The sequence below is a fragment of the Streptomyces griseosporeus genome, from assembly GCF_014656055.1.
Classification (GTDB): domain Bacteria; phylum Actinomycetota; class Actinomycetes; order Streptomycetales; family Streptomycetaceae; genus Streptomyces; species Streptomyces griseosporeus.
In genome coordinates this window covers 19,878-45,747 of the sequence record NZ_BNBR01000009.1, presented here as the reverse complement: position 1 = coordinate 45,747, position 25,870 = coordinate 19,878, and the positions used below count along the sequence as shown (strand labels likewise).

Here is a 25,870-nt window from a genome sequence, read left to right as displayed (position 1 = left end):
GGCCCTATCCTGCCCCTTCGTCCCCGAACAGGGCGAGGGCGGTGTTCACCAGGCCGATGTGGCTGAAGGCCTGCGGGAAGTTGCCGAGCTGCCGCTCGCCGACCGGGTCGTACTCCTCGGACAGCAGCCCGACGTCGTTGGCGAGGCCCACCAGCCGTTCGAACAGCTCCCTCGCCTCCTTCGTGCGGCCCGTGGCGTGCAGCGCGTCCGCGAGCCAGAAGGAGCACACCAGGAAGGTGCCCTCGCCGCCGGGCAGCCCGTCGACCGTGGTGTCGTCGGCGGTGTAGCGGCGCAGGAAGCCCCCGTGGCCCAGCTCTGCCCGGACGGCCTCGATGGTGCCGGTCACCCGCGGGTCGTCGTGCGGCAGGAACCCGACGCGCGGGATGAGCAGCAGCGCGGCGTCCAGTTCCCGGGAGCCGTAGGACTGGGTGAACGTGTTGCGGTCGGCGTCGTAGCCCTTCTCGCACACCTCCCGGTGCACCTCGTCGCGCAGCGCCCGCCAGCCGTCGAGGTCGCCCTTGAGCTGCGGGTTCTGCTCCAGCGTGCGGACGGCCCGGTCGGCGGCCACCCACACCATCACCTTGGAGTGCACGAACTGGCGCCGCCCGCCGCGCACCTCCCACAGGCCCTCGTCCGGCTGCCGCCACTCCTCGCGCAGCCAGTCCATCAGCGCCACCTGGATCGACCACATGTGCGGCTTGGTGGGCAGACCCGCCCGGCGGGCCAGCGACAGGGAGTCCATCACCTCGCCGTACACGTCCAGCTGGAGCTGGTTGACCGCGTCGTTGCCGATGCGTACGGGCGTGGAGCGGGCGAACCCGGACAGCCAGGGCAGCTCCGTCTCCTGCAGCCTGCGCTCACCGGCGATGCCGTACATGATCTGCAGGTCGGCCGGGTCGCCGGCGACGGCGCGCAGCAGCCAGTCGCGCCAGGCCTCGGCCTCCTCGTGGTACCCGGCGGCGAGCAGGGCGCCCAGGGTGAGCGTGGAGTCGCGCAGCCAGCTGTAGCGGTAGTCCCAGTTGCGCACCCCGCCGATCTCCTCCGGCAGGGAGGTCGTCGGAGCGGCGACGATGCCGCCGGTGGGCGCGTACGTCAGCGCCTTCAGCGTGATCAGGGAGCGGACCACGGCGTCCCGGTAGGGGCCGTCGTAGCGGCACCGCGACGCCCAGGCGCGCCAGTCCCGGACGCTGCTGCGCAGCGCCTCGTACGGGTCGATCAGCCGGGGGCGCGGCTCGTGCGAGGGGTGCCAGGTGAGCACGAAGGCGACCTTCTCGCCCTCGGCGACGGTGAACTCCGAGCGCGTGGTGTGGTTCTCGCCCCAGGTGCGGACGTCCGGATCAGTGCGCAGCCATACCGAGTCGGGCCCGGCGACGGCGACGCGGTGCCCGTCCGCCCGGCGCACCCAGGGGATGATCGAGCCGTAGTCGAAGCGCAGCCGCAGGGTGCTGCGCACGGTGACCCGTCCGCTCAGCCCCTCGACGATGCGTACGAGGTCGGGGGCGCGGTCCCGTTGGGGCATCAGGTCGGTGACGCGCACCGAACCCTCGGGCGTGTCCCACTCGGTGTCCAGGACGAGCGTGTCTCGGCGGTAGGCGCGGCGGGTACACGGGCCGTCGGCGCCCTTGGGGGCGATCCTCCAGTGTCCGTTGTCCTCGTCGCCCAGCAGCCGCGCGAAGCAGGCCGAGGAGTCGAAGCGGGGCAGGCAGAGCCAGTCGACGGAGCCGTCGCGGCCGACGAGCGCCGCGGTCTGCTCGTCACCGATGAGCGCGTAGTCCTCGATACGGCGATGCACGAGGTGCGGGTTCCCGCGGGATACCGGCCGCAATCAGGGGTTGCGCCCGGGGGAGTGAGAACGCGGCGTGCCGCTGGTCACACCGCCGTCGTACGGCGATGTCTCACACCGTGGCGGGCGCCGACTCCTGCGCGGTCTCCTTGGCCGCCGCCTCCCGGCGGTCCCGTGCCTCGCGGCGGACGAGGACGAACCAGCCGACGGGGACCGCCGCGGAGAACAGCCACCACTGGATGGCGTAGGCGTAGTTGAGCGGCGCGTTCTCCATGCCGGGCTTGCCGACCGGTTCCGGGGTGCCGCCCCGGGGCTCCGGCGCGGTCATGGCGAGGTACCCGCCGAGCACGGACGCGCCGAGGCGCCGCGCCTCCTGCGCGCTGTTGATCAGCATGATCTGCCGGTCCGGCAGGTCCTTGATGTCCTTGATGCCGCTCGCCTCGGTGGTCTCGTCCGGCATCAGCCGGCCGGTGACGGTGACCGTCCCGGCGGGCGGGGCGGGGACCTTCGGGAACGCGGTCTGGCTCGGGCCGTCGGCGGGGATCCAGCCGCGGTTGACCAGCACCACCTTGCCGTCGGTCAGGACGAGGGGGGTGAGGACGTGGAAGCCGACCTCCTCGTCCGCGTTGACCCGGCGCCGGACCACCTGTTCGTGCGCGGTGTCGAAACGGCCCACGGCGGTCACGGAGCGGTACCGCTGGAGCTTGGTCACCGTGTGGCCGGGGGAGGTCAGTGACTCCACGGGCACCGGCTTCGCGTCCAGCGCGTCGGAGACGAGCTGGTTGCGGGCGCTGCGCTCGTCGTAGCGGTGCATCTGCCAGATGCCCAGCCTGATCATCGTGGGGATGAGCAGCAGGGCGACCAGCGTGAGGATCACCCACTGGCGGGACAACAGGAAGCGGTACACCCCACGACGGTACAACTCGGTCGTGGGGTGTCTTCACGGGGGTGGCCGCTCCGGCGCTCCGGGCGGGCTCTCGGGCTCCCGGGGCTCACACCCGGTCGACGATGCCCGCCTTGCCCTCCGCACGGGCGCAGTGGGCGCCGCAGTACCAGTGGCCCTCGACCTCGACGCCCTGGCCGATGATCTGCACCCGGCAGTGCTCGCAGATGGGGGCCATGCGGTGGATCGCACAGGAGAAGCAGTCGAAGACATGGACCGCGCCCTGGGCGTGCACCTCGAAGGTCATTCCGTAGTCATTGCCGCAAACTTCGCATCTCGCCATGCGCCACAGGGTGGGCCGTCGGCGCGAGCGGGGCGAGCGGGCGGCGGGCGAGTCGCGGAGCGTTCACCCGTCCGTACGGGTCACCCGGCCGTGGCCCGGCCCCGTCCCGTCCGCCGTGGCTCGGCCCGCCCCCCGCTCACTCGTCCGCCGGCTCGACGTCCCGCAGCAGCTGCCCGAACGCCGCCTCGTCCAGGACCGGTGTGCCGTACTGCCGGGCCTTGACCACCTTCGACGTGCCCGAGTCGGGGTCGTTGGTCACCAGCAGGCTCGTCAGCCGGGACAGGCTGCCGGACACGTGCAGCCCCGCCTCGGTCGCGCGGTCCTCCAGCAGCTCGCGCTCGACGGAGGTGTCCCCGGAGAACGCCACGCGCATGCCCTGCTTGAGCCGGCCGCCCTCGGTGTACCGACCGGGGTTGGGGTACGGGCAGGCCGGCCGCTTGCGGGACGGACGCCAGCTGCTGCTGCCGCCGCGGTAGCCGCCGTAGCCGCCCGGTCCGTCGGCCTGCCGGCCGATGAGCGGTGCGGGCCGGTCGTAGAACTCGGTCAGCGGCCGGCACTCGTGCAGCGGCAGCCGCAGCCCGCCCGCCGCCGCGGCCCGCAGGCTCGGCCGGAACGCCTCCGCCAGCACGCGCGCGTCGTCGAGCGCGTGGTGCGCCCTCCGCTGTACGACGCCGAAGTGGGCGGCGAGCGTCTCCAGCTTGTGGTTGGGCAGCGGCAGCGCCAGCGCCTTCGACAGGGCGATGGTGCACAGCCGCTGCTTCACCGGGGGCTCGCTGCGTGCCCGCGCGTACTCCCGGGCGATCATCTGCCAGTCGAAGACCGCGTTGTGCGCGACGAGGACCCGGCCGTCCAGCCGGGCCGCGAACTCCTCGGCGATGTCGCCGAAGAGCGGGGCGCCTTCGAGGGCCTCGCTCGTCAGGCCGTGTATCCACACCGGGCCCGGGTCCCGCTCCGGGTTGACGAGGGTGTACCAGTGGTCCTCGACCTCGCCGCGCGCGTCCAGCCGGTACACGGCCGCGGAGATGATCCGGTCGTCCCGGGCCAGGCCGGTGGTCTCCACGTCAACGACCGCGTATCCCTGTGGATACGCGGCCGGCCACTCGGTGGGGGAGGACGCTGCCCTCGTGCGGTCTTCGAGCATGGTCCCTGAGGATACGGGCCGGGACTGACAGCCCGGCCGCACACTGCCCGCACAAGCCCGCCGCAGCGCAGGGGAGTTCGCCCGGGCTGTCCCGATATGGGCCGGAGCGGGCGTCGGTGTCGCCCGGGGAGCCGGGCCGATGCCATCCTCCGTCTGTGACGGAACCTACGGATGACGAGGCGCACGACGAGGCGCTCGGGGGCGCGCTCGGCTCCCGGCTGAACTGGCTGCGCGCCGCCGTGCTCGGCGCCAACGACGGCATCGTCTCCACCGCGGGCCTGGTGGTGGGTGTCGCGGGCGCGACCGACGACCGTGCGGCGCTGCTGACGGCAGGTCTGGCCGGGCTGCTGGCCGGGTCGATGTCGATGGCCGCGGGGGAGTACGTGTCGGTGTCGACGCAGCGCGACTCGGAGAAGGCCGCACTGGCCGCGGAGAAAAGGGAGTTGCGTGAGCGGCCCGAGGCGGAGCTGGCGGAACTGACCCAACTCCTCGAAGAACGCGGCCTGTCGTCTCAGGTGGCGCGGGAGGCGGCCGAGCAGCTGACGGCCCGCGACGCGCTGCGGGCGCACGCGCGCGTGGAGCTGGGCATCGACCCCGACGAGCTGACCGACCCCTGGCACGCGGCGTGGGCGAGCTTCCTGGCCTTCACCGCGGGCGCGCTGCTGCCGCTGCTCGCCATCGTGCTGCCGCCGCCGGGCTGGCGGGTGCCGGTCACCGTGGTCTCCGTGCTGGCCTCCCTCGTGCTCACCGGCTGGAGCAGCGCCCGCCTCGGCGCGGCCCGCCCCGGCCGCGCGGTCGTGCGCAACGTGGCGGGCGGGGCGCTGGCGATGGGGGTGACGTACGCGGTAGGGACGCTGCTGGGGGCGGCGGGGGTGTGACAGGTGGCGCGGCAGGGTGCTCGCGCTCCCGGCGCGCGCCCCGCGCTTGGGGCGGCGTACCGTGAGGGACGCCCGGCGATCCCGGGCACAGGGACGATCGCACCACACCGCACGAGAAGGACCCCACCATGCGCGCCACCACCATCCACGCCCCCTACGACATGCGGGTGGAAGACGTGCCCGAGCCGGCGGTGCAGCGGCCCACGGACGCGGTGGTGCGGGTGCTGCGGGCCTGCATCTGCGGCAGCGACCTGTGGGCGTACCGGGGCGAGGCGGCCCGGCAGCCGGGGCAGCGCATCGGGCACGAGTTCCTCGGCGTCGTCGAGGAGACCGGCGCCGAGGTGGGCACCGTGCGCCGCGGCGATCTGGTCGTGGCGCCCTTCGTGTGGTCCGACGGCGTGTGCGACTACTGCCGGGAGGGCCTGACCACCTCCTGCGAGCACGGCGGTTTCTGGGGCTCGGTCGGCTCCGACGGCGGCCAGGGCGAGGCCGTGCGCGTCCCCTTCGCCGACGGCACCCTCGTACGGCTCCCCAAGGAGGCGGCCTCCGACGACCGGCTGCTGTCGGCGCTGCTGACCCTGTCCGACGTGCTCGGCACCGGTCACCACGCGGCCCTCGGCGCGGGTGCCCGCCCGGGCGCCACGGTCGCCGTCGTCGGTGACGGGGCCGTCGGCCTGTGCGCGGTGCTGGCGGCCAAGCGGCTCGGCGCCGAGCGGATCATCGCGCTGGGCCGGCACGAGGTCCGCACCGGCATCGCGCGCCGCTTCGGCGCCACCGACGTCGTCGCCGCGCGCGGGGAGGAGGCCGTGGAGGCCGTCCGCGCCCTCACCCGCGGCCAGGGCGCCCACGCGGTCGTCGAGGCGGTCGGCACCGAGCAGTCCATGCGGACGGCCGTCGGCATCGCCCGGGACGGCGGGGCGATCGGCTTCGTCGGCGTGCCGCACGGCAGCGGCACCGGGCTCGACCTCAGTGTCATGTTCGACCGGAACATCGCGCTGCGCGGCGGTGTCGCGCCGGTCCGCACCTACATCCCCGAGCTGCTGCCGGACGTCCTGGAGGGCCGCGTCGACCCCTCGCCCGTCTTCGACATGACCGTCGGCCTGGAGGACGTGCCGGCCGGTTACCGGGCGATGGACGAGCGCACCGCGCTCAAGGTGCTCGTCACTACCTGACGTTCACCACGGTCACCCGGTTCACCAGCGGATCGGCAGCGGCAGGGCGGTCAGCAGCCCCGACACCGCGACCACGACGCCCAGCGCGACGATCTCCGCCCGCGCGGGCGAGCAGGCGGTCAGCGGGTCGGCGGCGCGGCCCAGCCGCAGCCGCGCCCACAGCGCCAGCAGGGCGACGGCGGCCACGAGGAGCACCTTGGCGAGCAGGGCGCGGCCGTACGCCGTCGTCGTCAGCTGGTCCAGGATCGTCTCCGCGGGCATGCGGCGCAGCGAACTGCACACGCCGGTCGCGGTGATGGCGGCGAGCAGGAGAACCGCCACGCGCGCGTACCGTCCCAGCAGCGCGGCCCCGGCCGTGCTGCCGCGCCCCCACCGCCGCAGGGTGCGCAGGGCGTACAGCAGGCCGCCCGCCCACAGCGCCGCGCACGTCAGATGGACGACGGTCAGCGCCGAGCCGAGCAGCGGGGTGTGCTCGGCCGGCGGGTGGGCGCGCAGCGCCTCGGCGGCGACGACCGCGGCCAGCGGCCACACCTGCGTGCCGGGCCGGCGGGACGCGGCGCACAGCCCCGCCAGCAGGAACGCGTTGACCTCCAGCAGCGCCAACTTGCCGTCCCGGGAGGCGTACAGGCCCCCGACGTCGATGTCGGCCGGGCTGTGCGGCACCAGGTTGCCCGTCGCCACCACGGACGCGAGCCCCAGCGCGGCGACGAACCCGGCCGCCGCCGCGTACACCGCCCACCCGCGCGGCCGCGCGCCGGGGGCGTCCGGCAGCCGGCGGGCGAGCCGGGCGACGAACAGCTCGCCCACCGGGACGCACAGCGCCGCGAACAGCACCGCGCGCAGCAGGGCGATACCGGCCGTGCCGGGCGCGGCGGCCTCGCCGGTGCCGTGCAGCGCGGCGGACGGGCCGAGCAGCGGGACCAGCGCGCCCAGGGCCACCAGGACCAGGACGGCGACGGCCCGGCCCGGCCCGGCGGGTCTGACGGGGCCGCTCTCGTCGGCCGTCTCGGGAGTCGGTCGTATCAACGTCACCTCACGATCCTCGCCACGCCTCCCGGAAACGGGCAACTCCAGGAAAACGACCGGCGGGACCGCATTCCGCGCATCCGTACGTTTCCGGCCGGGGCCGTGACGCGGGCTCAGGCCCAGCGCGCGGGGGCGGCGCCGAAACGGCCGGGCGGTCGCGGCCAGTCGGCGGGCCCGCCCGCGAAGGAGACCGGCGGCAGCGCGTACCGCAGCCGGCCGAGCGGTCCGCCGGCTTCGGCGAGCCAGGGCAGCGGCGAGTCGTAGGCGGCTGCCGAGACGGACGCCGGCGGACGGCCGCCGCCGGTCAGCCACACCGCCGTCCGGGCCAGCGACAGCCGCACGAGCCGCGAGCCGCCCTCGTACGACTGCTCCGTCAGCGCCCGCAGCACGGCCGCCGCCAGCAGGAATCCCGTGCCGGTGGTCGAGCGCCTGCGCGGGCAGCGCGCCGGGCTGCCCCGGGGAGCCCTCGATCGCCGCGATGCCGGTGGCGGCCTGCACCAGGCTGTCGAAGCCGCGCCGCTGCGCCCAGGGCCCGTGGGCGCCCCAGGCCGACAGCTGCGCCACCACCAGCCCGGGCCGGCGCCCGGCGAGCGCGTCCGGGGCGAGGCCGAAGCGGTCCAGGGCGCCCGGCCGGTATCCGGTGACGACCACGTCGGCCGCCGCGAGCAGTTCCTCGAACCGCGCCCGGTCCACGGCCAGGTCCAGCGTCGCCGAGCGCTTCCCGAAGCCCGTGTCGGTGTGCTGGTCGGGAAGTTCGGGCAGCTCCGGCGCGTCGAGGCGCAGCACGTCCGCGCCGAGCAGCGCGAGCGTGCGGGTGGCGACGGGCCCGGCGATGACCCGGGTGAGGTCCAGCACCCGCAGCCCGGCGGCGGGGAGCAGGGGCTCGGTGCCGTCGAGCGGGGGCAGCACGCGCGCGTGCCCGGCGTCGAGCTTGTGCCGCTCCACCAGGGGCTGTCCGGCCAGCGCGGCGGCCTGGGGGTGCGCGGCCCACTCCTCGGGGGTGCGCAGCGCGACGGCCAGGCCCCCGGCGGCGTACACGGCCTCCTCGGCCGCCTGCGCGGACCGCTCGGCGAGGGCCGCCCCGACCGCGGCCACGGCGGTGGTGTCGTCCGCGCCGGCCGGTACGCCGAGTCCCGCGAGCAGCCGCGCGCGGTGGTGCGGATAGTTGGCGTGGGTGCGCACCCAGCCGTCGGCCGTGCGCCAGAAGCGCGACAGGGGCGCGAAGGCGACCGTCGCGCGCCCGTCGACCCGCAGATGCCGCTCGCTCGTGAACGCCGTGGCCACCGCCCCGTCGTCCACCCGGACCGCGGGCACCTCGGGGAGCCGGGCCCGGCGGGCCGCCAGCTCGGCGGCGGCCAGCGCGCACCCGCCGACACACGCGCGTGCCAGTTCCCGCACGGGAAGGCGCGCGGGCAGCGCGCCCTCCCGTACGACGGGCGTGATCCGGCCGAGGAGGGCGGGGTCACCGCCCAGCGCGGACCATACGGACCTGACATCAGTCATGACTGCACTATGCAGTATTGACTGAGTCAATCTATTGAGCCGGTACCGCTACCGCGACCCTCTACCAGGTCACCGCGTCCAGGGCGTCGGCCGTCCCCCACCCGTAGAACCCGTTCCGGTTCTTCGAGCCCTCGCACACCGCGTCGACCTTGCCGTCGGCGTCGATGTCGTACGGGTCCGTGCACGCCGTGGCGTCGGCCTCGGCGTACAGCAGCGCCTTCACCAGGGCCGGGGAGGCGTTCGGGTGGGTCGACTTGATCAACGCGGCCACGCCCGCGACATGGGGCGTCGCCATCGACGTACCCGCCATGTAGCCCCACTTGCCGCCGGGCAGCGTGCCGAGGATCAGGCCGCTGGTGGCCGGCGGGGCCGGGGTCTGGTAGCGGGTCGAGTCGCCGCCCGGGGCGGCTATGTCGATCACGCCGAGGCCGTGGTTGGAGAACGACGACTTGATGCCCTTGGCGCCCGTGGCCGACACGGTCACCACGCCCGGCAGCTGGGTCGGGATGTCGAAGCACTCCGACGGGTCGATCACCCGGTCCGACGGCGTGGCGTCGTTCGGCGAGACCGGGTCGGTGATGCTGTCGGCCGCGAGGTCGTAGCTCTCGTTGCCGGCCGCCGCCACGTTGACCGCGCCCTTGCGCTCGGCGTAGCGCGACGCGCGCGTGACCGCTTCCACGAGCGCCTTCTGGTCCGGGTCGTCCGTGCAGTTGAAGTACCACGGGTCGGTGTAATAGCTGTTGTTCGTCACGTCGACGCCGTGCTCGGCAGCCCACACGAAACCGCACACCACGGCCTCCGTGTAGAAGTAGCCCGCCGGATTGGCCACCTTGATGCCGGCGACCTTCACCCCGGGCGCGACACCCGTCATGCCGAGGCCGTTCTTCGCGGCGGCGATCTCGCCCGCGACATGCGTGCCGTGCGGGCTCTCCCCGGCGCCCGGCCGCCAGGCGCCGTCGGTGGTGTCCGGCTTGCCCGCCACGCAGTTGACGGACGCGGCCCGGTCGAAGTTCGGCGCCAGGTCGGGGTGCGTGTCGTCGACGCCGGTGTCGAGCACCGCGACGGTGACCTTGTCGCTGCCCAGCGTCTTCTCGTGGGCCTTGTCCGCCTTGATGGCCGGCAGGTCCCACTGGAGCGGCTCCAGCGGGTCCTGCCCGTCGGCGGCCTGCACGGCCGCGGCCTCCTCGGCGCCGAGCACCTTCGGGGTGCCCATGTCGCCGGTGGACTGGGCGGGCAGCGGCGCGTTGCGCGTGGCGCCCGCCGACTGCACGCCCGGCACCTCGCGCAGGGTCTTCGCGAAGTCGGCGTTGGCCGAGTGGACGACGATCACGCCGATCTGGTCGTACGACGTCACGATCGTGCCGCCGGCCTCGGCGATCGCCTTCTTCACGTGGACCGACGGACCGTGTCCGGGGCGCACGTTGACGACGTAGCTGAGGGATCCGGCGTCGGTGGCGGCCGGTGCCGTCTGCGGGGCCGCGGTGGCCGTCACGTTCGGCAGGAACGCCAGAGCGGTGGCCAGGGCCATGCCGGCCGGGATCGCCAGTGCGCGGCGGGAGCGCGAGTGAGGCGCTGTCATGGTGTCAGTGTCTCCAGTTCGTTCGCGAAATGCGGGCGGGCGGTGCGGGAACCCACCTCGTGGACCTACTTGACCGCGCGCAGCGCGTTGACGATGCCGAAGCCGTAGAAGCCGTTGACCCGGGGTCCGCCCTCGCAGGTCGCGTCCTGCGTGCCGTCGCCGTCCTGGTCGTAGGAGGCCGGGCAGCCCGGGTTGTCCGCCTGCGCCTTCAGCAGCGCCTGCAGGGCCTGCGGGCCCGCCCACGGGTGCGTGGACTTCAGCAGCGCGGCGACGCCCGCGGCGTGCGGCGAGGCCATCGAGGTGCCCTGGAGGAAGCCGTAGGAGTTGTTCGGCATGGTGGACAGGATGCGGCCGTTCTGCGACGGCGTGTCCGGGATCTGGTACTTGCGGTCGCCGCCCGGCGCCGCGATGTCGACGACCCCGTTGCCGTACGAGGAGTAGTACGACTTGACGTTGTTCACGCCCGTCGCGCTGACCGTCACTACACCCGGCAGCTGGGTCGGCACGTCGAAGCACTCGTGCGGGTCGATCGTCCGGGTCACCGGCGTGGCGTCGTCCGGGCTCGTCTCGTCCACGATCGCGTCGGCGTCCAGGTCGTGGTTGGAGTTGCCGGCCGAGGCCAGGTTGAGGATGCCCTTGCCCTGCGCGTACAGCTGGGCCCTGTTGACCGCGTCGACGATGGCCCGCTGATCGGGATCGTCCATGCAGTTGTACAGCCACGGGTCGACGTAGTAGCTGTTGTTCGTGATCTCGACGCCGTGGTCGGCGGCGAACACGAAGGCGCACACGACGTTCTCCGGGTAGAACAGACCGTCGTTCGGGTCGCTCACCTTGATCCCGGCGACCTTCACGCCCGGCGCGACACCGGCCACACCGACGCCGTTGCGGGCCGCGGCGATCTCACCTGCGACATGCGTGCCGTGGTAGTCCTCGTCCGGGTTGTACGGCCGCCAGGCGCCCGGCGTGGTGTCCGCGACACCGCCGACACAGTTCGCCGACTGGGCCGCGGAGAAGTTCGGGGCGAGGTCGGGGTGGGTGTCGTCGACACCGGTGTCGATGACCGCGACGGTCACGTTCCGGCTACCCGGGTTGATCTTCGCGGCCTTGTCCGCGCCGATCGCCCGCAGATCCCACTGGTCGGCCTCCAGCGGCTCCTGGCCGTCCGCCGCCTCCCGGGTGACCTTCGCCGCCTCCTCCTTGGTGAGGAGCTGCACGGCGCCCTCGTCCGTGGTGCCCGCGGCCTTCAGCGGCGCGGTGCGCGTGGCGCCCGCCGAGTGCACCCCGCGGACCGCGCGTATCTCCTTGCCGAAGTCCGGGTTGGCGGAGTGGACGACGATCACGCCGATCTTCTCGTACGTCGTCACGATCGTGCCGCCGTGCGCGACGACCGCGCGCTTCACCGACTCCAGGGTGCGGTGGTCGACGGAGGTGTTGACGACGTACGCCAGCGTGCCGGCCTCGGCCGCCTCGGCGGTGCTCGCGGCGCGCGGCGCGGCCGAGGCCGCCGCCGGCAGGAAGCCGAGCGAGGCGGTCAGCGACAGGGCGACGGGCACGGCGAGGGCCAGGCGGCGTCTGGAAGGCAGATGAGCCATGGGGTCTCCACATCATCCGGAAAACGACACCGGCCCGAGACACAGGTGGTCCTCGGGCAGGTACATGACGGGTGGTGCAGGGCGAAGCTATCCCGCGATCTCCGTGGCCAGCAATGACTCATCGCGCACGACTTCGGAAAGAACGACATGGGGTTGAACCCGTCCTCGCGTGGCGCCGTGACGTTGAACAGGGAACGCGAGGACACTCGCTACCCGCCCTCTGTCACAACCGCATCCGCACCGCGAGGAGACTCCGTGGCTACCGAGACACCGCCCCCTTCGAAATCCCCCACCCGGTTGCCCTCCGCCGAGGAGTTCACCGAGGTGCAGGAGAGCGCGGAGTTCGGTGAACTGCGCCGCTCCTACCGCTCCTTCGCCTTCCCGCTCACCGTCGCCTTCATCGCCTGGTACCTGCTGTACGTCCTGCTCTCCAACTACGCGGGCGACTTCATGGGCACCAAGGTGTTCGGCAACATCAACGTGGCCCTCCTCCTCGGCCTCGCCCAGTTCCTCACCACGTTCCTCATCGCCTGGTGGTACGCGCGGCACGCCGCCGCCAAGCTCGACCCCAAGGCAGAGGCCATCAAGTCCCGGATGGAGGGCGGCGCATGAGCCCCGCGATCACCCTTGCGGCCGGAGAGGCCAGTGAGCACCGCGGCCTGATCATCAGCCTGTTCGCGGTGTTCGTCGTCGCGACCCTGGTCATCACCGTCTGGGCCGGCCGGCAGACCAAGGACGCCGCCGACTTCTACGCCGGCGGCCGCCAGTTCACCGGCTTCCAGAACGGCCTCGCCGTCTCCGGCGACTACATGTCCGCCGCGTCCTTCCTCGGCATCGCCGGCGCCATCGCCCTCTTCGGCTACGACGGCTTCCTCTACTCCATCGGATTCCTCGTCGCCTGGCTGGTCGCCCTGCTGCTGGTCGCCGAACCGCTGCGGAACTCCGGCCGCTACACCATGGGCGACGTCCTGGCGTACCGCATGCGCCAGCGGCCCGTCCGCACGGCGGCCGGCACCTCCACCATCGTCGTGTCCATCTTCTACCTGCTCGCCCAGATGGCGGGCGCCGGCGTCCTCGTCTCGCTGCTCCTCGGCATCACCAGCGACGGCGGCAAGATCGGCATCGTCGCCCTGGTCGGCGTCCTGATGATCGTCTACGTCACCATCGGCGGCATGAAGGGCACCACCTGGGTGCAGATGGTCAAGGCGGTCCTGCTCATCGTGGGCGCCCTGCTGCTGACCTTCCTGGTGCTGCTGAAGTTCGACTTCAACGTCTCCGACCTGCTCGGCTCGGCCGCCGACAACAGCGGCAAGGGCGCCGCCTTCCTGGAGCCCGGCCTGAAGTACGGCGCCACCGGCACCACCAAGCTCGACTTCCTCTCCCTCGGCATCGCCCTGGTCCTCGGCACGGCGGGCCTGCCGCACATCCTCATCCGCTTCTACACCGTGCCCACCGCCAAGGCCGCCCGGAAGTCCGTGATCTGGGCGATCGGCCTGATCGGCGCCTTCTACCTGATGACCCTCGCCCTCGGCTTCGGCGCCGCCGCCCTGATCAAGCCGGACGAGATCATCGCCTCCAACAAGGCCGGCAACACCGCCGCCCCGCTGCTCGCCCTGCACCTCGGCGGCGTCGACTCCAGCTGGGGCGCCATCCTCCTCGCCACGATCTCCGCGGTCGCCTTCGCCACGATCCTCGCGGTCGTCGCGGGCCTGACCCTGGCGTCCTCCTCGTCCTTCGCGCACGACATCTACGCCAACGTCATCAAGAAGGGCCAGGCCACCGAGAAGCAGGAGCTCGGCGCCGCCCGCTGGGCCACCGTCGGCATCGGCGCCGTCTCCATCGTCCTCGGCGCCCTCGCCCGCGACCTCAACGTCGCCGGCCTGGTCGCCCTGGCGTTCGCCGTCGCCGCCTCCGCCAACCTGCCCACGATCGTCTACAGCCTGTTCTGGAAGCGGTTCACCACCGCCGGAGCCCTGTGGTCGATCTACGGCGGCCTCGTCACCGCGGTCGGCCTGGTGCTGTTCTCGCCGGTCGTCTCCGGCAAGCCGACCTCGATGTTCCCCGACGTCGACTTCCACTGGTTCCCGCTGGAGAACCCCGGCCTCATCTCCATCCCCGTCGGCTTCCTGCTGGGCGTCATCGGCACCTACCTGTCCAAGGAGAAGCCGGACCCCGCCAAGTACGCCGAGCTGGAGGTGCGGTCGCTGACCGGCACCGGAGCGCACTAGGCACGGCTTGGGAGACGACCCCGGCGGATCGTCCGAGCGGCCGGGTCGCGGGTGCCTGGTAGGTACCTACGACCCGGCCGCGTCTTACGTCGTGGGATCGGGCTGGTGTCACTGTCAGTGCCGTCACGTAGGCTCGCAAGCAAGGGCAGACTGCCGATCCGCGACGAGGGAGGGGGCCCACGTGCTCATCGACACCTACGGCCGGGTGGCCACCGACCTGAGGGTCTCGCTGACCGACCGGTGCAACCTGCGCTGCACCTACTGCATGCCCGAGGAGGGCCTGCAGTGGCTCGCCAAGCCCGACCTGCTCACGGACGACGAGATCGTCCGCCTGATCGACATCGCGGTCCGCACCCTCGGCATCACCGAGGTCCGCTTCACCGGCGGCGAGCCCCTGCTGCGCCCCGGCCTGGTGGGCATCGTCGAGCGCGTCGCCGCCCTGGAGCCCCGCCCGCAGATGTCGCTGACCACCAACGGCATCGGCCTCAAGCGCACCGCCGCCGCCCTGAAGGCCGCCGGCCTGGACCGGGTCAACGTCTCCCTCGACACCCTGCGCCCCGACGTCTTCAAGACCCTCACCCGCCGCGACCGCCACAAGGACGTCATCGAGGGCCTGGACGCGGCCCGCGAGGCCGGCCTCACCCCGGTGAAGGTCAACTCGGTCCTGATGCCCGGGCTCAACGACGACGAGGCCCCCGACCTGCTGGCCTGGGCCGTCGAGCACGACTACGAACTGCGCTTCATCGAGCAGATGCCCCTCGACGCCCAGCACGGCTGGAAGCGCGACGGCATGATCACCGCCGGGGACATCCTCGCCTCCCTGCGCACCCGCTTCGAGCTGACCCCGGAAGGCGAGGAGAAGCGCGGCTCGGCCCCCGCCGAGCGCTGGCTCGTCGACGGCGGCCCGCACGTCGTCGGCGTCATCGCCTCCGTGACCCGCCCGTTCTGCGCGGCCTGCGACCGCACCCGCCTCACCGCCGACGGGCAGATACGGACGTGTCTGTTCGCCACCGAGGAGACCGATCTGCGCGCAGCCCTGCGCTCCGGCGCACCCGACGAGGAGATCGCCCGCATCTGGCGGCTGGCGATGTGGGGCAAGAAGGCGGGAGCGGGCCTGGACGACCCGGCGTTCGTCCAGCCGGACCGCCCGATGTCCGCGATCGGCGGCTGAGGCCGCGATCGGCGGCTGAGCCCACGCGGGTACGTCCGCGGCAAGCCCTAGGGCGTGTCCGCAAAGTCCCGTCTGCCGCCCGACGCCCGGCACGCCCTCTCGCCGCACCGGCCGGTCTCCCGCGTACAACCAGTACGCGGGCGCCCGTCCGGCACGGCGAGAGCACGCACCGGACGCCGCTCGGCCCGCCCTCCGGGCGGACGACGCGACTTTGCGGACACGCCCTAGGCCCCCTCGGGGGCCTGCCACTCCTCGAACTTCACCACGTCCTTCAGGAACCCGCGCACGCCCAGGAACTGCGACAGATGCTCGCGGTGCTCCTCGCACGCCAGCCAGGTCTTGCGCCGCTCCGGCGTGTGGAGCTTCGGGTTGTTCCAGGCCAGCACCCACACCGCGGCGGCACGGCAGCCCTTGGCGCTGCACACAGGGGTCTCGTCAGTCACAGGTCCGTCTCACAGGGACAGGGCGCACCGAGCCGCACAAAAGGCGACGCCGAGCAGCCACGGGGGGAGCTGCCCGGCGTCGGTCCGTCGCTCCGACGGGGGATGCGGAGCGCGTAGGAAGTATGTCACGACCGGACCGCCACAGGGCAGCCGAACTACATGATTGATCTGAGCTTTTCTTGAGGTTCGAGATGAGCTTCCGCGGAGCCCCGCACCGGGCTCCGCGCGGCCGGCTCAGGGCTGCCGCTCGGGCGGCTCCTTGGCGGCGTCCTCCGGGACGGATTCCGCGAACGGCTCGTCCACCGGCGACGGCGCGATCATCGGCCGCATCGGCGCGGTCACGAAGGTCGAGGGGAGCGACGGCGCGTTCTCCCGGCCGGCATTGGCGATCACCACCGCGATGTACGGCAGCACCGCGCCCAGCACCAGCGCCACGATCGCGACGTGCCGTTCCACGTTCCACAGGGTGGCCGCGAGGATCACCGACACCGTGCGGATCGTCATGGAGATGACGTACCGCCGCTGCCGGCCGCGCACGTCCTCCTGGAGACCCGTACGGGCTCCGGTGATCCGGACCACCTCGGTGTGGCCGCGGCCGTGCAGCTTCCGCATCACATTCCACCATTCGCCCGCATCGGACTCTCCCCGGCCCGTTCACGTGTCCGCACCCGTCGGGAACCAGGGTCCCGAACAGCTCCACGGTACGCCTCGCCTGCGCCGCCCACGAGACCGGGTCACCCCACGGCCTGCGGGAACGGGCTGCGCCGTAGCGCGTACGGCGGTACCCGGCATGCGTCGTACCGATCGGGGCACCAGACTCGTCGCAAGGCTCGCTAGTGCCGTTCGAGGAGGCAGCCATGGGCTGGTTGTGGGCGATCATCGTCGGATTCGTGCTGGGACTCATCGCCAAGGCGATCATCCCCGGCAAACAGCACAGCCCGCTGTGGCTGACGACGATCTTCGGCATGCTCGGCGCGATCGTGGGCAACGCGATCGCCCGCGGCTTCGGTGTCGAGGAGACGTCCGGCATCGACTGGAGCCGGCACGCCTTCCAGCTCGTCGCCGCGATCGTGATCGTCTTCCTCGGCGACATGCTCTACATGGCGACGCTGGGCAGGCGCAAGCAGCGGGCCTGAGCGGCCGGTCCGCCGGCAGGCCCGCACGGACGCCGAAGGGGCGGTCTCCCCGCACGGGAGACCGCCCCTTCGCGTTGCGCTCGTCAGCCGCCGACGACCTCGACGGCCGCCAGGTTCTTCTTGCCGCGCCGCAGCACCAGCCAGCGGCCGTGCAGCAGCTCCTCCTTCGCGGGGACGGCGTCCTCGGCGGTCACCTTGACGTTGTTCACGTAGGCGCCGCCCTCCTTCACCGTCCGGCGCGCGGCCGACTTGCTGGGCACCAGGCCGACCTCGGCGAACAGGTCGACGACCGGAGCGGGCTCGGAGACCCGCACGTGCGGCACCTCGGACAGGGCGGCCGACAGGGTCCGCTCGTCCAGCTCGGCCAGCTCGCCCTGCCCGAACAGGGCCTTGGACGCGGCGATCACCGCGGCCGTCTGGTCGGCGCCGTGCACCAGCGTCGTCAGCTCCTCCGCCAGCGCCCGCTGGGCGGTCCGGGCCTGCGGCCGCTCCTCGGTCTGCCGCTCCAACTCCTCCAGCTCCTCGCGGGACCTGAACGACAGGATGCGCAGGTACCGGGAGATGTCCCGGTCGTCCACGTTCAGCCAGAACTGGTAGAACGCGTACGGCGTCGTCATCTCCGGGTCGAGCCAGACGGCGCCGCCCTCGGTCTTGCCGAACTTGGTGCCGTCCGCCTTCGTCATCAGCGGCGTCGCCAGCGCGTGCACGTCGGCGTGCGGCTCCAGCTTGTGGATCAGGTCCAGGCCGGCCGTGAGGTTGCCCCACTGGTCGCTGCCGCCCTGCTGGAGCGTGCAGCCGTACCGCCGGTAGAGCTGGAGGAAGTCCATGCCCTGGAGGATCTGGTAGCTGAACTCCGTGTAGCTGATGCCCTGGTCGGACTCCAGACGGCGGGCGACCGAGTCCTTCGTCAGCATCTTGTTGACGCGGAAGTGCTTGCCGATGTCCCGCAGGAACTCGATCGCGGACAGGCCCTGCGTCCAGTCCAGGTTGTTCACCATGACCGCGGCGTTCTCGCCCTCGAAGGACAGGAACGGCTCGATCTGGTGGCGCAGCCTGTCCACCCAGCCGGCGACCGTCTCCGGGTCGTTCAGCGTGCGCTCCGCGGTCGGGCGCGGGTCGCCGATCAGGCCGGTCGCGCCGCCGACCAGCGCCAGCGGCCGGTGACCGGCCTGCTGGAGCCGGCGCACGGTGAGCACCTGCACCAGGTGCCCCACGTGCAGGGACGGCGCGGTCGGGTCGAAGCCGCAATAGAACGTGACGGGACCGTCCGCGAGCGCCTTGCGCAAAGCGTCCTCGTCAGTGGACAGGGCGAACAGCCCGCGCCACTTCAGCTCGTCGACGATGTCCGTCACGGTCGTCTGTCTCCTTGAGAGGTACGAAAAGGTTCCCCCAAGTCTAGGGGGGACCACTGACAGCCATGGGCCCGGAGAGGCTCAGACGCCCTGGCTGACCGAGCTCATGTTGAAGTCGGGCACCCTGAGCGCCGGCATCGCCGCCCTGGTGAACCAGTCGCTCCATTCCCTGGGCAGCGTCTTCTCCGTGCGGCCCGCCTCGGTGGCCCGGCCCAGCAGGCCGACCGGCGACTCGTTGAACCGGAAGTTGTTCACCTCGCCGGTCACCTCGCCGTTCTCCACCAGGTACACGCCGTCCCGGGTCAGGCCGGTGAGCAGCAGCGTCGCCGGATCCACCTCGCGGATGTACCACAGGCAGGTGAGCAGCAGCCCGCGCTCGGTGCTCGCGACCATCTCCTGAAGCGAGCGGTCCTCGCCGCCGTCGAGGATCAGGTTGCCCAGCGCCGGCGCCACCGGCAGGCCGGTCAGGCCCGCGCTGTGCCGGGTGGTCGTCAGCCGGTTCAGCACACCGGCGCTGACCCACTCGGTCGCCGGGGCGGGCAGCCCGTTGTCGAACACCGACTGGTCGCCGCCGGAGGAGTGCGCGATCACGAACGGCGCGCACTCCAGGCCCGGCTCGTCGGGGTCGCTGCGCAGCGTCAGCGGCAGGTCGGTCAGCTTCTCGCCGACCCGGGTGCCGCCGCCCGGCTTGGAGAACACCGTGCGCCCCTCGGCCGCGTCCCGGCCCGACGCCGACCACAGCTGGTAGATCAGCAGGTCGGCCACGGCGGTCGGCGGCAGCAGCGTCTCGTACCGCCCGGCGGGCAGCTCGATACGCCGCTCCGCCCAGCCGAGCCGTACGGCCAGCTCCGCGTCGAGCGCCGCCGGGTCGACGTCCTTGAAGTCCCGGGTGGCGCGTCCCGCCCAGGCCGAGCGGGTGCGGTCGGGCGACTTGGCGTTCAGCTCCAGCGTCCCGTTGGGCTGGTCGTACCGCAGGCGCAGCCCCGTGGAGGTGCCCAGGTACGTCGACACCAGCTCGTGGTTGGCGAAGCCGTACAGCTCACGGCCGCCCGCACGCGCGCGTGCGAACGCCTCGCCGAGCGCCGGCGCGAAGTCCGCGAAGACGGCGGAGGAGGTCTCGGCGGGCGCGTCCGTGAAGTCGGGAGAGGTGGGTACGCTGCTGACCAGCGGCTGCGCGTCCTCGGCGGGCCCGGCGCCGCGCGCGGCGGCCTCGGCGGCCCGCACCAGCGGCTCCAGCTCGTCCGTGGTCACCGCCGACCGGGAGACGACACCGGAGGCGGTGCCCTCCTTGCCGTCGACGGTCGCGATCACCGTGAGGGTACGGCCGCGGGTGACGCCGTTGGTGGTCAGGGCGTTGCCCGCCCAGCGCAGGTTGGCGGTCGAGTGCTCGTCGGCGATGACGACACAGCCGTCGGCGGTGGACAGGCCGAGGGCGCGCTCGACGATCTCGTGCGGCTTGCTGGCGGGGGCGCTCATCGACCGGCCTCCTGCGTGGTGTTGAGGATGTTGACGCCCTTGAACAGGGCCGAGGGGCAACCGTGGGAGACCGCGGCGACCTGCCCGGGCTGGGCCTTTCCGCAGTTGAAGGCGCCGCCGAGGACATACGTCTGCGGGCCTCCGACGGCGGCCATGGACCCCCAGAAGTCGGTGGTCGTGGCCTGGTAGGCGACGTCCCGCAGCTGCCCGGCGAGGCGCCCGTTCTCGATCCGGTAGAAGCGCTGCCCGGTGAACTGGAAGTTGTACCGCTGCATGTCGATCGACCAGGACCGGTCCCCAACGACATAGATCCCGCGGTCCACGGACCCGATGAGGTCCTCCGTCGACATCCCCGCCGGGTCGGGCTGGAGCGACACGTTGGCCATGCGCTGCACCGGCACATGCGCGGGGGAGTCGGCGAAGGCGCACCCGTTGGACCGCTCGAACCCGGTCAGCTTCGCGATGCGCCGGTCCAGCTGGTAGCCGACGAGGACGCCGTCCTTGACCAGGTCCCAGGACTGCCCCTGCACGCCCTCGTCGTCGTAGCCGACGGTGGCGAGTCCGTGCTCGGCGGTGCGGTCACCGGTGACGTTCATCAGCTCCGAGCCGTAGCGGAGCTTGCCCAGCTGGTCGAAGGTGGCGAAGGAGGTCCCGGCGTACGCGGCCTCGTAGCCGAGCGCCCGGTCCAGTTCGGTCGCGTGCCCGATCGACTCGTGGATGGTCAGCCACAGGTTGGACGGGTCGACGACCAGGTCGTACAGGCCCGGCTCGACGCTCGGCGCGCGCATCTTCTCCGCGAGCAGCTCCGGGATCTCCGCCAGCTCCTTGTCCCAGTCCCAGCCGGTGCCCGTCAGGTACTCCCAGCCGCGCCCCACGGGCGGCGCCAGGGTCCGCATCGAGTCGAACTCGCCGCTGGAGTCGTCGACGGACACCGCGTTCAGCACCGGATGCAGCCGCACCCGCTGCTGCGTCGTGACCGTGCCCGCGGTGTCGGCGTAGAACTTGTTCTCGTGGACGGTGAGCAGCGAGGCGTCGACGTGGTCGACCCCGTCGGCGTTCAGCAGCCGCAGGCTCCACTCCCGCAGCAGCCCGGTCTTCTCCTCGTCCGGCACCGTGAAGGGATCGATCTCGTACGACGAGATCCACGTCCTGTCGGCATGCACCGGCTCGTCGGCCAGCTCCACCCGCTCGTCGGACCCGGCGGCCTTGATGACCTGCGCGGACAGCTTCGCCATGGCCACCGCCTGCGAGGCCACGCGCGCGGCCGCGTCCATCGTCAGGTCCACGCCCGAGGCGAACCCCCACGTCCCCCCGTGCACCACCCGCACCGCGTACCCGAGGTCGGTGGTGTCCGACGACCCGGCGGGCCTGGCGTCCCGCAGCCGCCAGGACGCGCTGCGCACCCGCTCCAGCCGGAAGTCGGCATGCTCGGCCCCGAGCGCACGCGCGCGTGCGAGAGCGGCGTCGGCGAGGGCGCGTAGGGGAAGTGCCGTGAAGGCTTCGTCGATCGTATGAGGCACCGAGGTCTCCCTGCTGTCGTGACCTGTGGGCTCCGATCATGTCGCGCCCCCCGGCCGTCGGACCACACCTTTCCGTACAAGGTCCGCATCTTTCTGTAGGGACCCCACAGTGACTGTCCTGCGCCACTGTCGGTGCCCGAATGTTCCCGGCCCCGGCGCGACCGATAGGTTTCTGACGAAGCCGCCTGTCATCCAGGTGTTCGGGCGGGTGTGTCAGACCGCTATCGAAAGGGTGATCCGTTGAGCCGCTCGGTTCTCGTCACCGGAGGCAACCGGGGCATCGGCCTCGCCATCGCCCGCGCGTTCGCCGACGCCGGCGACAAGGTCGCCATCACGTACCGCTCGGGGGAGGCGCCGTCCGGCTTCCTCGCCGTGAAGTGCGACATCACCGACCCCGAGCAGGTGGAGCAGGCCTACAAGGAGATCGAGGCCGAGCACGGCCCGGTCGAGGTCCTCATCGCCAACGCCGGCGTCACCAAGGACACGCTCCTGATGCGCATGTCCGAGGAGGACTTCACCTCGGTCATCGACACCAACCTCACCGGCACCTTCCGCGTGGTCAAGCGCGCCAACCGCGGCATGCTGCGGGCCAAGAAGGGCCGCGTCGTCCTGATCTCCTCGGTCGTCGGTCTCCTCGGCTCCGCCGGACAGGCCAACTACGCCGCCTCCAAGGCCGCCCTGGTCGGCTTCGCGCGCTCCCTCGCCCGAGAGCTGGGCTCGCGCAACATCACTTTCAACGTCGTCGCGCCCGGCTTTGTCGACACCGACATGACCAAGGCGCTCACCGACGAGCAGCGCGAGAACATCGTCTCGCAGGTGCCGCTCGGCCGGTACGCGCAGCCGGAGGAGATCGCCGCGACGGTGCGGTTCCTCGCCTCGGACGACGCCTCGTACATCACTGGAGCCGTCATCCCCGTTGACGGCGGACTGGGAATGGGTCACTGATCACATGAGCGGAATTCTCGAGGGCAAGCGCGTCCTGATCACCGGAGTGCTGATGGAGTCCTCCATCGCCTTCCACGCCGCGAAGCTGGCCCAGGAGCAGGGTGCCGAGATCATCCTGACCGCGTTCCCGCGGCCCACGCTGACCGAGCGCATCGCCAAGAAGCTGCCGAAGCCCACCAAGGTCATCGAGCTGGACGTCACCAACGACGAGCACCTCGGCCGGCTGGCCGACGTGGTCGGCGAGGAGCTGGGCGGCCTGGACGGCGTCGTCCACTCCATCGGCTTCGCGCCGCAGGACGCCCTCGGCGGCAACTTCCTGAACACGCCGTTCGAGTCGGTCGCCACGGCCATGCACGTCTCCGCGTACTCCCTGAAGTCGCTGACGATGGCCTGCCTGCCGCTGATGCAGAACGGCGGCTCGGTCGTCGGCCTGACCTTCGACGCCCAGTTCGCCTGGCCGCAGTACGACTGGATGGGCCCGGCCAAGGCCGCCCTGGAGGCCACGAGCCGCTACCTCGCGCGTGACCTGGGCAAGCAGAACATCCGCTGCAACCTCATCTCCGCGGGTCCGATCGGCTCCATGGCCGCCAAGTCCATCCCGGGCTTCGCCGACCTCGCCTCCGTCTGGGACAGCCGCTCCCCGCTGGAGTGGGACCTGAAGGACCCGGAGCCGGCCGGCCGCGGCATCGTCGCCCTGCTGAGCGACTGGTTCCCGAAGACCACCGGCGAGATCATCCACGTGGACGGCGGCCTGCACGCCATCGGCGCCTGATCCCCACCGGTCTCCAGGGCCCGCGTCCCCTCCGGGGTGCGGGCCCTCGCCGTGTCACCCGTTCGGCTCACCGGCCGGGCGGGGTACGGCGGTCCGCGCGCACTCTGGAGAGGCACCGCCCCGCAGCCGTATGGCCGAGGAGGTCCCCTTGTGCGCCTGTCCCGCAGCCTGGCCTCAGTGACCGTCGCGGCCGCTCTCGTGCTCGCCCTGCCGTACGACGCTTCCCCGCACGCGCGCGTGCCGGAGACGGGGACGGCCGACCCGCAGCCGTTCGGCGCCGAGTGCCGCGTCCGCGTCACCGGCTCCCACGTCGTGGCCCACTGCCACAACCCCTACGTCGGCACCGACCGCGTCCGCCTGCACATCGAGTGCGCGCGCTGGTGGGACATCGACACCGACAGCGCCCCGGTCGACACCGGCCCCGCGACCACCGTGCGGCTCACCGGCCGCTGCTGGAAGGAGGTCGGCGCGGCCTGGGTCAGCCATCAGCGCGAGGACTGACCCAGCGCTCCGGGCGGCACAGGAACGGATAGCCCGCCGCCTCCGCCGCCGCGGCCTCCGCGTCGCCCGCGCGGATGGCGTCCACCAGCCGCGTGTGGTCCATGTGCGTCTCCGGGGTCAGTTCCCCGCCGACGTCCTCGCGCAGCCAGTCCCGCAGCACCTCGCCCAGGTCCGCGTACATCGCCGTCATGACGTCGTTGTGGGAGGCCGACACCACCGCCAGGTGGAAGGTCGCGTCCGCCGTCACGAACGCCTCCGCGTCACCGGACTCCCAGGCCTCCTCGCGCCGCAGCAGCAGCGCGTCCAGCTGCTTGAGGTCCTTCTCCGTGCGCCGCTCCGCGGCCAGCTTCGCCGCCCCCGACTCCAGCGTGGACCGCAGCTCGGCGATGTGCCGGGGGTCCGCGTCGGCGAACCGGCGGTGCATCACGCCGGCCAGCTCGCTCGTCGCCACCACGTAGGTGCCCGACCCCTGCCGGATGTCCAGCAGGCCGTTATGCGCGAGCGCCCGCACGGCCTCGCGGACCGTGTTGCGGGCCACGCCGAGCTGCTCGACCAGCTCGGGCTCGGTCGGGATGCGCGCGCCGACCGGCCACTCGCCCGAGGTGATCTGGGCGCGCAGTGCGGCGATGACCTGCTCGGACAGCGCCGAGCGACGGGGATGGCTCAGAGGCATGGCTCACCTTCGCACGGCGGGGGCGGGGTCGCGGCACCCGGAAATGGACAACCAATCATCCCATGATTCTATGATGGAGGGCATGACTGGCGAGGAAACCCGGACCACGACGTCCACGACCGAACGCACCCCGGCCGCGGCCGCCCCCCGGGACCCCGGCGGCACCCCCACGCGCGCGTGGGCCACCCGCCTGGTCGTCGTCGGCATCGTCCTGTCGGCGCTGAACCTGCGCCCCGCCATCACGAGCCTCGGCGCCCTCCTGGAGGAGGTCCGCGACGGACTCGGCATGAGCGGCGGCGTGGCCGGACTGCTCACCTCCGTACCGCCCCTGTGCTTCGCCGTCTTCGGCGTCATGGCCCCGCGCCTGGCCCGCCGCTTCGGCCCCGCCGCCGTCGTCTGCGCGGGCATGGCCGCCATCACCACGGGCCTGCTGATACGGCCGTACGCCGGGGGCACGGCCGGCTTCCTGGCCGCCAGCGCCCTCGCCCTGATGGGCATCGCGGTCAGCAACGTGCTCATGCCGGTCATCGTCAAGCGCTGGTTCCCCGACCGGGTCGGTTCCATGACCGGCCTGTACTCGATGGCCCTCGCCGCCGGCACCTCCGTGGCCGCCGCGGCCACGGTCCCCCTGACCGACGCCCTCGGCGGCAGCTGGCAGTCGGGCCTCACGGTCTGGGCGGCGCTCGCGGCGGCGGCCGTGCTGCCGTGGCTGCCGCTCGTGCGGGAGCGGGGCGGCGCGTCCACGCCGGCCACCGGTACGGCCGCGCAGGCCACCGGTACGGCCGCGGAGGCCACCGGTACGGCCGCGGATGCCGCCGAGCGTGCCGGGGAGCGGCCCACGCCGACGGAGCGGACGCAGCCGCCCGCGCTGCGGATCACCCGCAGCCGTACCGCCTGGGCGCTCGCCGTCTTCTTCGGGCTCCAGGCCACCGCCGCCTACATCACGATGGGCTGGATGGCCCAGATCTTCCGGGACGCGGGCGTCCCGGCCGGCACCGCCGGGCTGCTCCTGGCCGTCACCATGGTGATGGGCGTGCCCCTGGCCTTCGTCATCCCGCGCCTGGCGACCCGGCTGCCGAACCAGGGCCCGATCGTGGTCGCCCTCGGCGTCTGCGGCCTCGCCGGATACGCGGGGCTGTACTTCGCGCCGGCCGGCGGCGCCTGGGCCTGGGCGCTGCTGCTGGGCGTCTCCAACTGCGCCTTCCCGCTGGCGCTGACCATGGTCGGCATGCGCGCCCGCAGCGGCGCGGGCGTCGCCCAACTGTCGGCGTTCGCGCAGAGCACCGGTTACCTGATCTCCATCCCCGGCCCGCTGCTGGTGGGCGTGCTCTACGAGAGCAGCGGCGGCTGGGGCGTGCCGATCGCCCTGATGGCCGCGCTGATGGTGCCGCAGATGGTGGTCGGCGTCCTGGCGGGCCGCGACCGCACGGTGGAGGAGGAGGCGGCGGCCTGACCCCGGGGGCCTGGCCGGTGGGCGCGGGTGGGAGACTTGCCGTATGCCAGTGCTCGACCCGAACCCCCAGAACGGCCAGAAGAAGATGCTGCTGGTCTTCGGCGCGTTTCTCGCCATCTTCGTGATCATCGCCGTCGTGGCGACGATCGCCTCCCCGTGAGCCCCGCCCGCGGGTGACGGTGCCGGGCGCCCGGCCCGACCGGAGGCCGCCGCGTGCCGAGGGTGGGGTTAACCCCCCTGTCCCCTAGGGGGCGAGGGTCAGGGTCAAGTGGGTGGATCACCGGATGGGACGGCGGCCGC

At 72.6% G+C, this 25,870-nt stretch carries 24 protein-coding genes and 1 pseudogene; 11 read left to right on the top strand and 14 right to left on the bottom strand.

What is annotated here, in order from left to right; translation table 11 throughout:
* Positions 1-4: 4 nt before the first annotated feature.
* The 4 genes from IE308_RS33595 to IE308_RS33580 all read right to left on the bottom strand — a co-directional run bounded on the left by IE308_RS33595 (position 5) and on the right by IE308_RS33580 (position 4,150).
* Positions 5-1,792: a glycoside hydrolase family 15 protein gene (locus tag IE308_RS33595; protein ID WP_190220784.1), complete on the bottom strand. Its 1,788-nt coding sequence runs from the start codon at positions 1,790-1,792 to the stop codon at positions 5-7.
* 103 nt (positions 1,793-1,895) lie between these two features.
* On the bottom strand, positions 1,896-2,690 hold the full coding sequence (locus IE308_RS33590) for an SURF1 family cytochrome oxidase biogenesis protein (protein WP_110627249.1): 795 nt from the start codon (positions 2,688-2,690) through the stop codon (positions 1,896-1,898).
* A gap of 85 nt (positions 2,691-2,775) precedes the next feature.
* Complete coding sequence (locus tag IE308_RS33585) at positions 2,776-3,009, bottom strand: metallothionein (protein ID WP_078947469.1); 234 nt, start codon at positions 3,007-3,009, stop codon at positions 2,776-2,778.
* A gap of 136 nt (positions 3,010-3,145) precedes the next feature.
* The gene (locus IE308_RS33580; protein WP_110627248.1) at positions 3,146-4,150 is read right to left on the bottom strand and encodes a DEDDh family exonuclease; all 1,005 of its coding nucleotides are present in this window, start codon (positions 4,148-4,150) and stop codon (positions 3,146-3,148) included.
* Between the two features lie 155 nt (positions 4,151-4,305).
* Here IE308_RS33580 and IE308_RS33575 point away from each other — a divergent pair, with 155 nt between their 5' ends.
* Both IE308_RS33575 and IE308_RS33570 read left to right on the top strand, forming a co-directional pair.
* Positions 4,306-5,028 carry a VIT1/CCC1 transporter family protein gene (locus tag IE308_RS33575; protein WP_190220783.1) on the top strand — a complete coding sequence of 241 codons (723 nt, stop codon included), beginning with the start codon at positions 4,306-4,308 and terminating at the stop codon, positions 5,026-5,028.
* 128 nt (positions 5,029-5,156) lie between these two features.
* On the top strand, positions 5,157-6,200 hold the full coding sequence (locus IE308_RS33570; protein WP_110627246.1) for a zinc-dependent alcohol dehydrogenase family protein: 1,044 nt from the start codon (positions 5,157-5,159) through the stop codon (positions 6,198-6,200).
* Between the two features lie 21 nt (positions 6,201-6,221).
* On the opposite strand, the gene IE308_RS33565 is transcribed toward IE308_RS33570, so the two are convergent.
* The 4 genes and pseudogenes from IE308_RS33565 to IE308_RS33550 form a co-directional block, all read right to left on the bottom strand.
* Positions 6,222-7,232 (bottom strand): CopD family protein, encoded by a 1,011-nt coding sequence (locus IE308_RS33565; RefSeq protein ID WP_190220782.1) that lies wholly within the window; start codon positions 7,230-7,232, stop codon positions 6,222-6,224.
* A 107-nt stretch (positions 7,233-7,339) separates the two neighbouring features.
* Positions 7,340-8,729: pseudogene (locus IE308_RS33560) on the bottom strand (CoA transferase).
* Between the two features lie 61 nt (positions 8,730-8,790).
* Positions 8,791-10,308, bottom strand: a complete 1,518-nt coding sequence (locus IE308_RS33555) for a S8 family peptidase (RefSeq protein WP_190220781.1) — start codon at positions 10,306-10,308, stop codon at positions 8,791-8,793.
* Between the two features lie 65 nt (positions 10,309-10,373).
* Positions 10,374-11,900: a S8 family peptidase gene (locus IE308_RS33550; RefSeq protein WP_190220780.1), complete on the bottom strand. Its 1,527-nt coding sequence runs from the start codon at positions 11,898-11,900 to the stop codon at positions 10,374-10,376.
* A 255-nt stretch (positions 11,901-12,155) separates the two neighbouring features.
* Between IE308_RS33550 and IE308_RS33545 the strand changes: the two genes are divergently transcribed.
* The 3 genes from IE308_RS33545 (at position 12,156) to moaA (ending at position 15,299) form a co-directional block, all read left to right on the top strand.
* Positions 12,156-12,512 carry a DUF485 domain-containing protein gene (locus IE308_RS33545; protein ID WP_110627241.1) on the top strand — a complete coding sequence of 119 codons (357 nt, stop codon included), beginning with the start codon at positions 12,156-12,158 and terminating at the stop codon, positions 12,510-12,512.
* Positions 12,509-14,128 (top strand): monocarboxylic acid transporter, encoded by a 1,620-nt coding sequence (locus tag IE308_RS33540; RefSeq protein WP_110627240.1) that lies wholly within the window; start codon positions 12,509-12,511, stop codon positions 14,126-14,128. Before IE308_RS33545 ends, IE308_RS33540 begins: the two co-directional genes overlap by 4 nt.
* A 181-nt stretch (positions 14,129-14,309) precedes the next feature.
* Positions 14,310-15,299, top strand: coding sequence for a GTP 3',8-cyclase MoaA (gene moaA / locus IE308_RS33535; protein ID WP_190220779.1), 990 nt, complete (start codon positions 14,310-14,312; stop codon positions 15,297-15,299).
* Between the two features lie 224 nt (positions 15,300-15,523).
* On the opposite strand, the gene IE308_RS33530 is transcribed toward moaA, so the two are convergent.
* Both IE308_RS33530 and IE308_RS33525 read right to left on the bottom strand, forming a co-directional pair.
* Entirely contained in the window at positions 15,524-15,742 is a 219-nt protein-coding gene (locus tag IE308_RS33530) for a hypothetical protein (RefSeq protein ID WP_190220778.1), read from the bottom strand.
* A 234-nt stretch (positions 15,743-15,976) separates the two neighbouring features.
* Positions 15,977-16,354 (bottom strand): DUF3099 domain-containing protein, encoded by a 378-nt coding sequence (locus IE308_RS33525; RefSeq protein ID WP_110627237.1) that lies wholly within the window; start codon positions 16,352-16,354, stop codon positions 15,977-15,979.
* Between the two features lie 245 nt (positions 16,355-16,599).
* Between IE308_RS33525 and IE308_RS33520 the strand changes: the two genes are divergently transcribed.
* Positions 16,600-16,878: a GlsB/YeaQ/YmgE family stress response membrane protein gene (locus tag IE308_RS33520; protein WP_110627236.1), complete on the top strand. Its 279-nt coding sequence runs from the start codon at positions 16,600-16,602 to the stop codon at positions 16,876-16,878.
* 83 nt (positions 16,879-16,961) lie between these two features.
* Here the strand turns inward: IE308_RS33520 and tyrS are convergent, their stop codons facing one another.
* The 3 genes from tyrS to IE308_RS33505 all read right to left on the bottom strand — a co-directional run bounded on the left by tyrS (position 16,962) and on the right by IE308_RS33505 (position 21,226).
* Positions 16,962-18,230 (bottom strand): tyrosine--tRNA ligase, encoded by a 1,269-nt coding sequence (gene tyrS / locus IE308_RS33515; RefSeq protein WP_190220777.1) that lies wholly within the window; start codon positions 18,228-18,230, stop codon positions 16,962-16,964.
* Positions 18,231-18,311: 81 nt separating this feature from the next.
* Positions 18,312-19,706, bottom strand: a complete 1,395-nt coding sequence (locus IE308_RS33510; protein ID WP_190220776.1) for a metallopeptidase TldD-related protein — start codon at positions 19,704-19,706, stop codon at positions 18,312-18,314.
* Positions 19,703-21,226 (bottom strand): TldD/PmbA family protein, encoded by a 1,524-nt coding sequence (locus tag IE308_RS33505; protein WP_190220775.1) that lies wholly within the window; start codon positions 21,224-21,226, stop codon positions 19,703-19,705. The genes IE308_RS33510 and IE308_RS33505 overlap by 4 nt, the downstream gene beginning before the upstream one ends.
* 240 nt (positions 21,227-21,466) lie before the next feature.
* On the opposite strand from IE308_RS33505, the gene fabG reads away from it, so the two are divergent.
* The 3 genes from fabG (at position 21,467) to IE308_RS33490 (ending at position 23,444) form a co-directional block, all read left to right on the top strand.
* Positions 21,467-22,171, top strand: coding sequence for a 3-oxoacyl-[acyl-carrier-protein] reductase (fabG, locus tag IE308_RS33500; protein WP_110627232.1), 705 nt, complete (start codon positions 21,467-21,469; stop codon positions 22,169-22,171).
* A gap of 4 nt (positions 22,172-22,175) precedes the next feature.
* Complete coding sequence (gene fabI / locus IE308_RS33495; RefSeq protein ID WP_110627231.1) at positions 22,176-22,943, top strand: enoyl-ACP reductase FabI; 768 nt, start codon at positions 22,176-22,178, stop codon at positions 22,941-22,943.
* A gap of 150 nt (positions 22,944-23,093) precedes the next feature.
* Positions 23,094-23,444: a hypothetical protein gene (locus IE308_RS33490; protein ID WP_110627230.1), complete on the top strand. Its 351-nt coding sequence runs from the start codon at positions 23,094-23,096 to the stop codon at positions 23,442-23,444.
* Here the strand turns inward: IE308_RS33490 and IE308_RS33485 are convergent.
* A complete protein-coding gene (locus tag IE308_RS33485; RefSeq protein ID WP_110627229.1) occupies positions 23,422-24,117 on the bottom strand; it encodes a FadR/GntR family transcriptional regulator in 696 nt (231 codons plus the stop codon). The two genes, IE308_RS33490 and IE308_RS33485, sit on opposite strands and share 23 nt — an antisense overlap.
* An 82-nt stretch (positions 24,118-24,199) precedes the next feature.
* Between IE308_RS33485 and IE308_RS33480 the strand changes: the two genes are divergently transcribed.
* Entirely contained in the window at positions 24,200-25,570 is a 1,371-nt protein-coding gene (locus IE308_RS33480) for a CynX/NimT family MFS transporter (protein WP_229909329.1), read from the top strand.
* Between the two features lie 43 nt (positions 25,571-25,613).
* Entirely contained in the window at positions 25,614-25,730 is a 117-nt protein-coding gene (locus IE308_RS37285) for an SGM_5486 family transporter-associated protein (RefSeq protein WP_268256499.1), read from the top strand.
* Positions 25,731-25,870: the final 140 nt, after the last annotated feature.

Excerpts from the sequence above, each read along its gene's own strand:
- IE308_RS33585 (WP_078947469.1), bottom strand. The coding sequence starts at position 3,009 with ATGGCGAGATGCGAAGTTTGCGGCAATGACTACGGAATGACCTTCGAG.
- IE308_RS33580 (WP_110627248.1), bottom strand. The coding sequence starts at position 4,150 with ATGCTCGAAGACCGCACGAGGGCAGCGTCCTCCCCCACCGAGTGGCCG.
- IE308_RS33570 (WP_110627246.1), top strand. The coding sequence starts at position 5,157 with ATGCGCGCCACCACCATCCACGCCCCCTACGACATGCGGGTGGAAGAC.
- IE308_RS33555 (WP_190220781.1), bottom strand. The coding sequence starts at position 10,308 with ATGACAGCGCCTCACTCGCGCTCCCGCCGCGCACTGGCGATCCCGGCC.
- IE308_RS33550 (WP_190220780.1), bottom strand. The coding sequence starts at position 11,900 with ATGGCTCATCTGCCTTCCAGACGCCGCCTGGCCCTCGCCGTGCCCGTC.
- IE308_RS33540 (WP_110627240.1), top strand. The coding sequence starts at position 12,509 with ATGAGCCCCGCGATCACCCTTGCGGCCGGAGAGGCCAGTGAGCACCGC.
- IE308_RS33525 (WP_110627237.1), bottom strand. The coding sequence starts at position 16,354 with ATGCGGAAGCTGCACGGCCGCGGCCACACCGAGGTGGTCCGGATCACC.
- IE308_RS33520 (WP_110627236.1), top strand. The coding sequence starts at position 16,600 with ATGGGCTGGTTGTGGGCGATCATCGTCGGATTCGTGCTGGGACTCATC.
- IE308_RS33510 (WP_190220776.1), bottom strand. The coding sequence starts at position 19,706 with ATGAGCGCCCCCGCCAGCAAGCCGCACGAGATCGTCGAGCGCGCCCTC.
- fabI (WP_110627231.1), top strand. The coding sequence starts at position 22,176 with ATGAGCGGAATTCTCGAGGGCAAGCGCGTCCTGATCACCGGAGTGCTG.
- IE308_RS33485 (WP_110627229.1), bottom strand. The coding sequence starts at position 24,117 with ATGCCTCTGAGCCATCCCCGTCGCTCGGCGCTGTCCGAGCAGGTCATC.
- IE308_RS33480 (WP_229909329.1), top strand. The coding sequence starts at position 24,200 with ATGACTGGCGAGGAAACCCGGACCACGACGTCCACGACCGAACGCACC.
- IE308_RS37285 (WP_268256499.1), top strand. The coding sequence starts at position 25,614 with ATGCCAGTGCTCGACCCGAACCCCCAGAACGGCCAGAAGAAGATGCTG.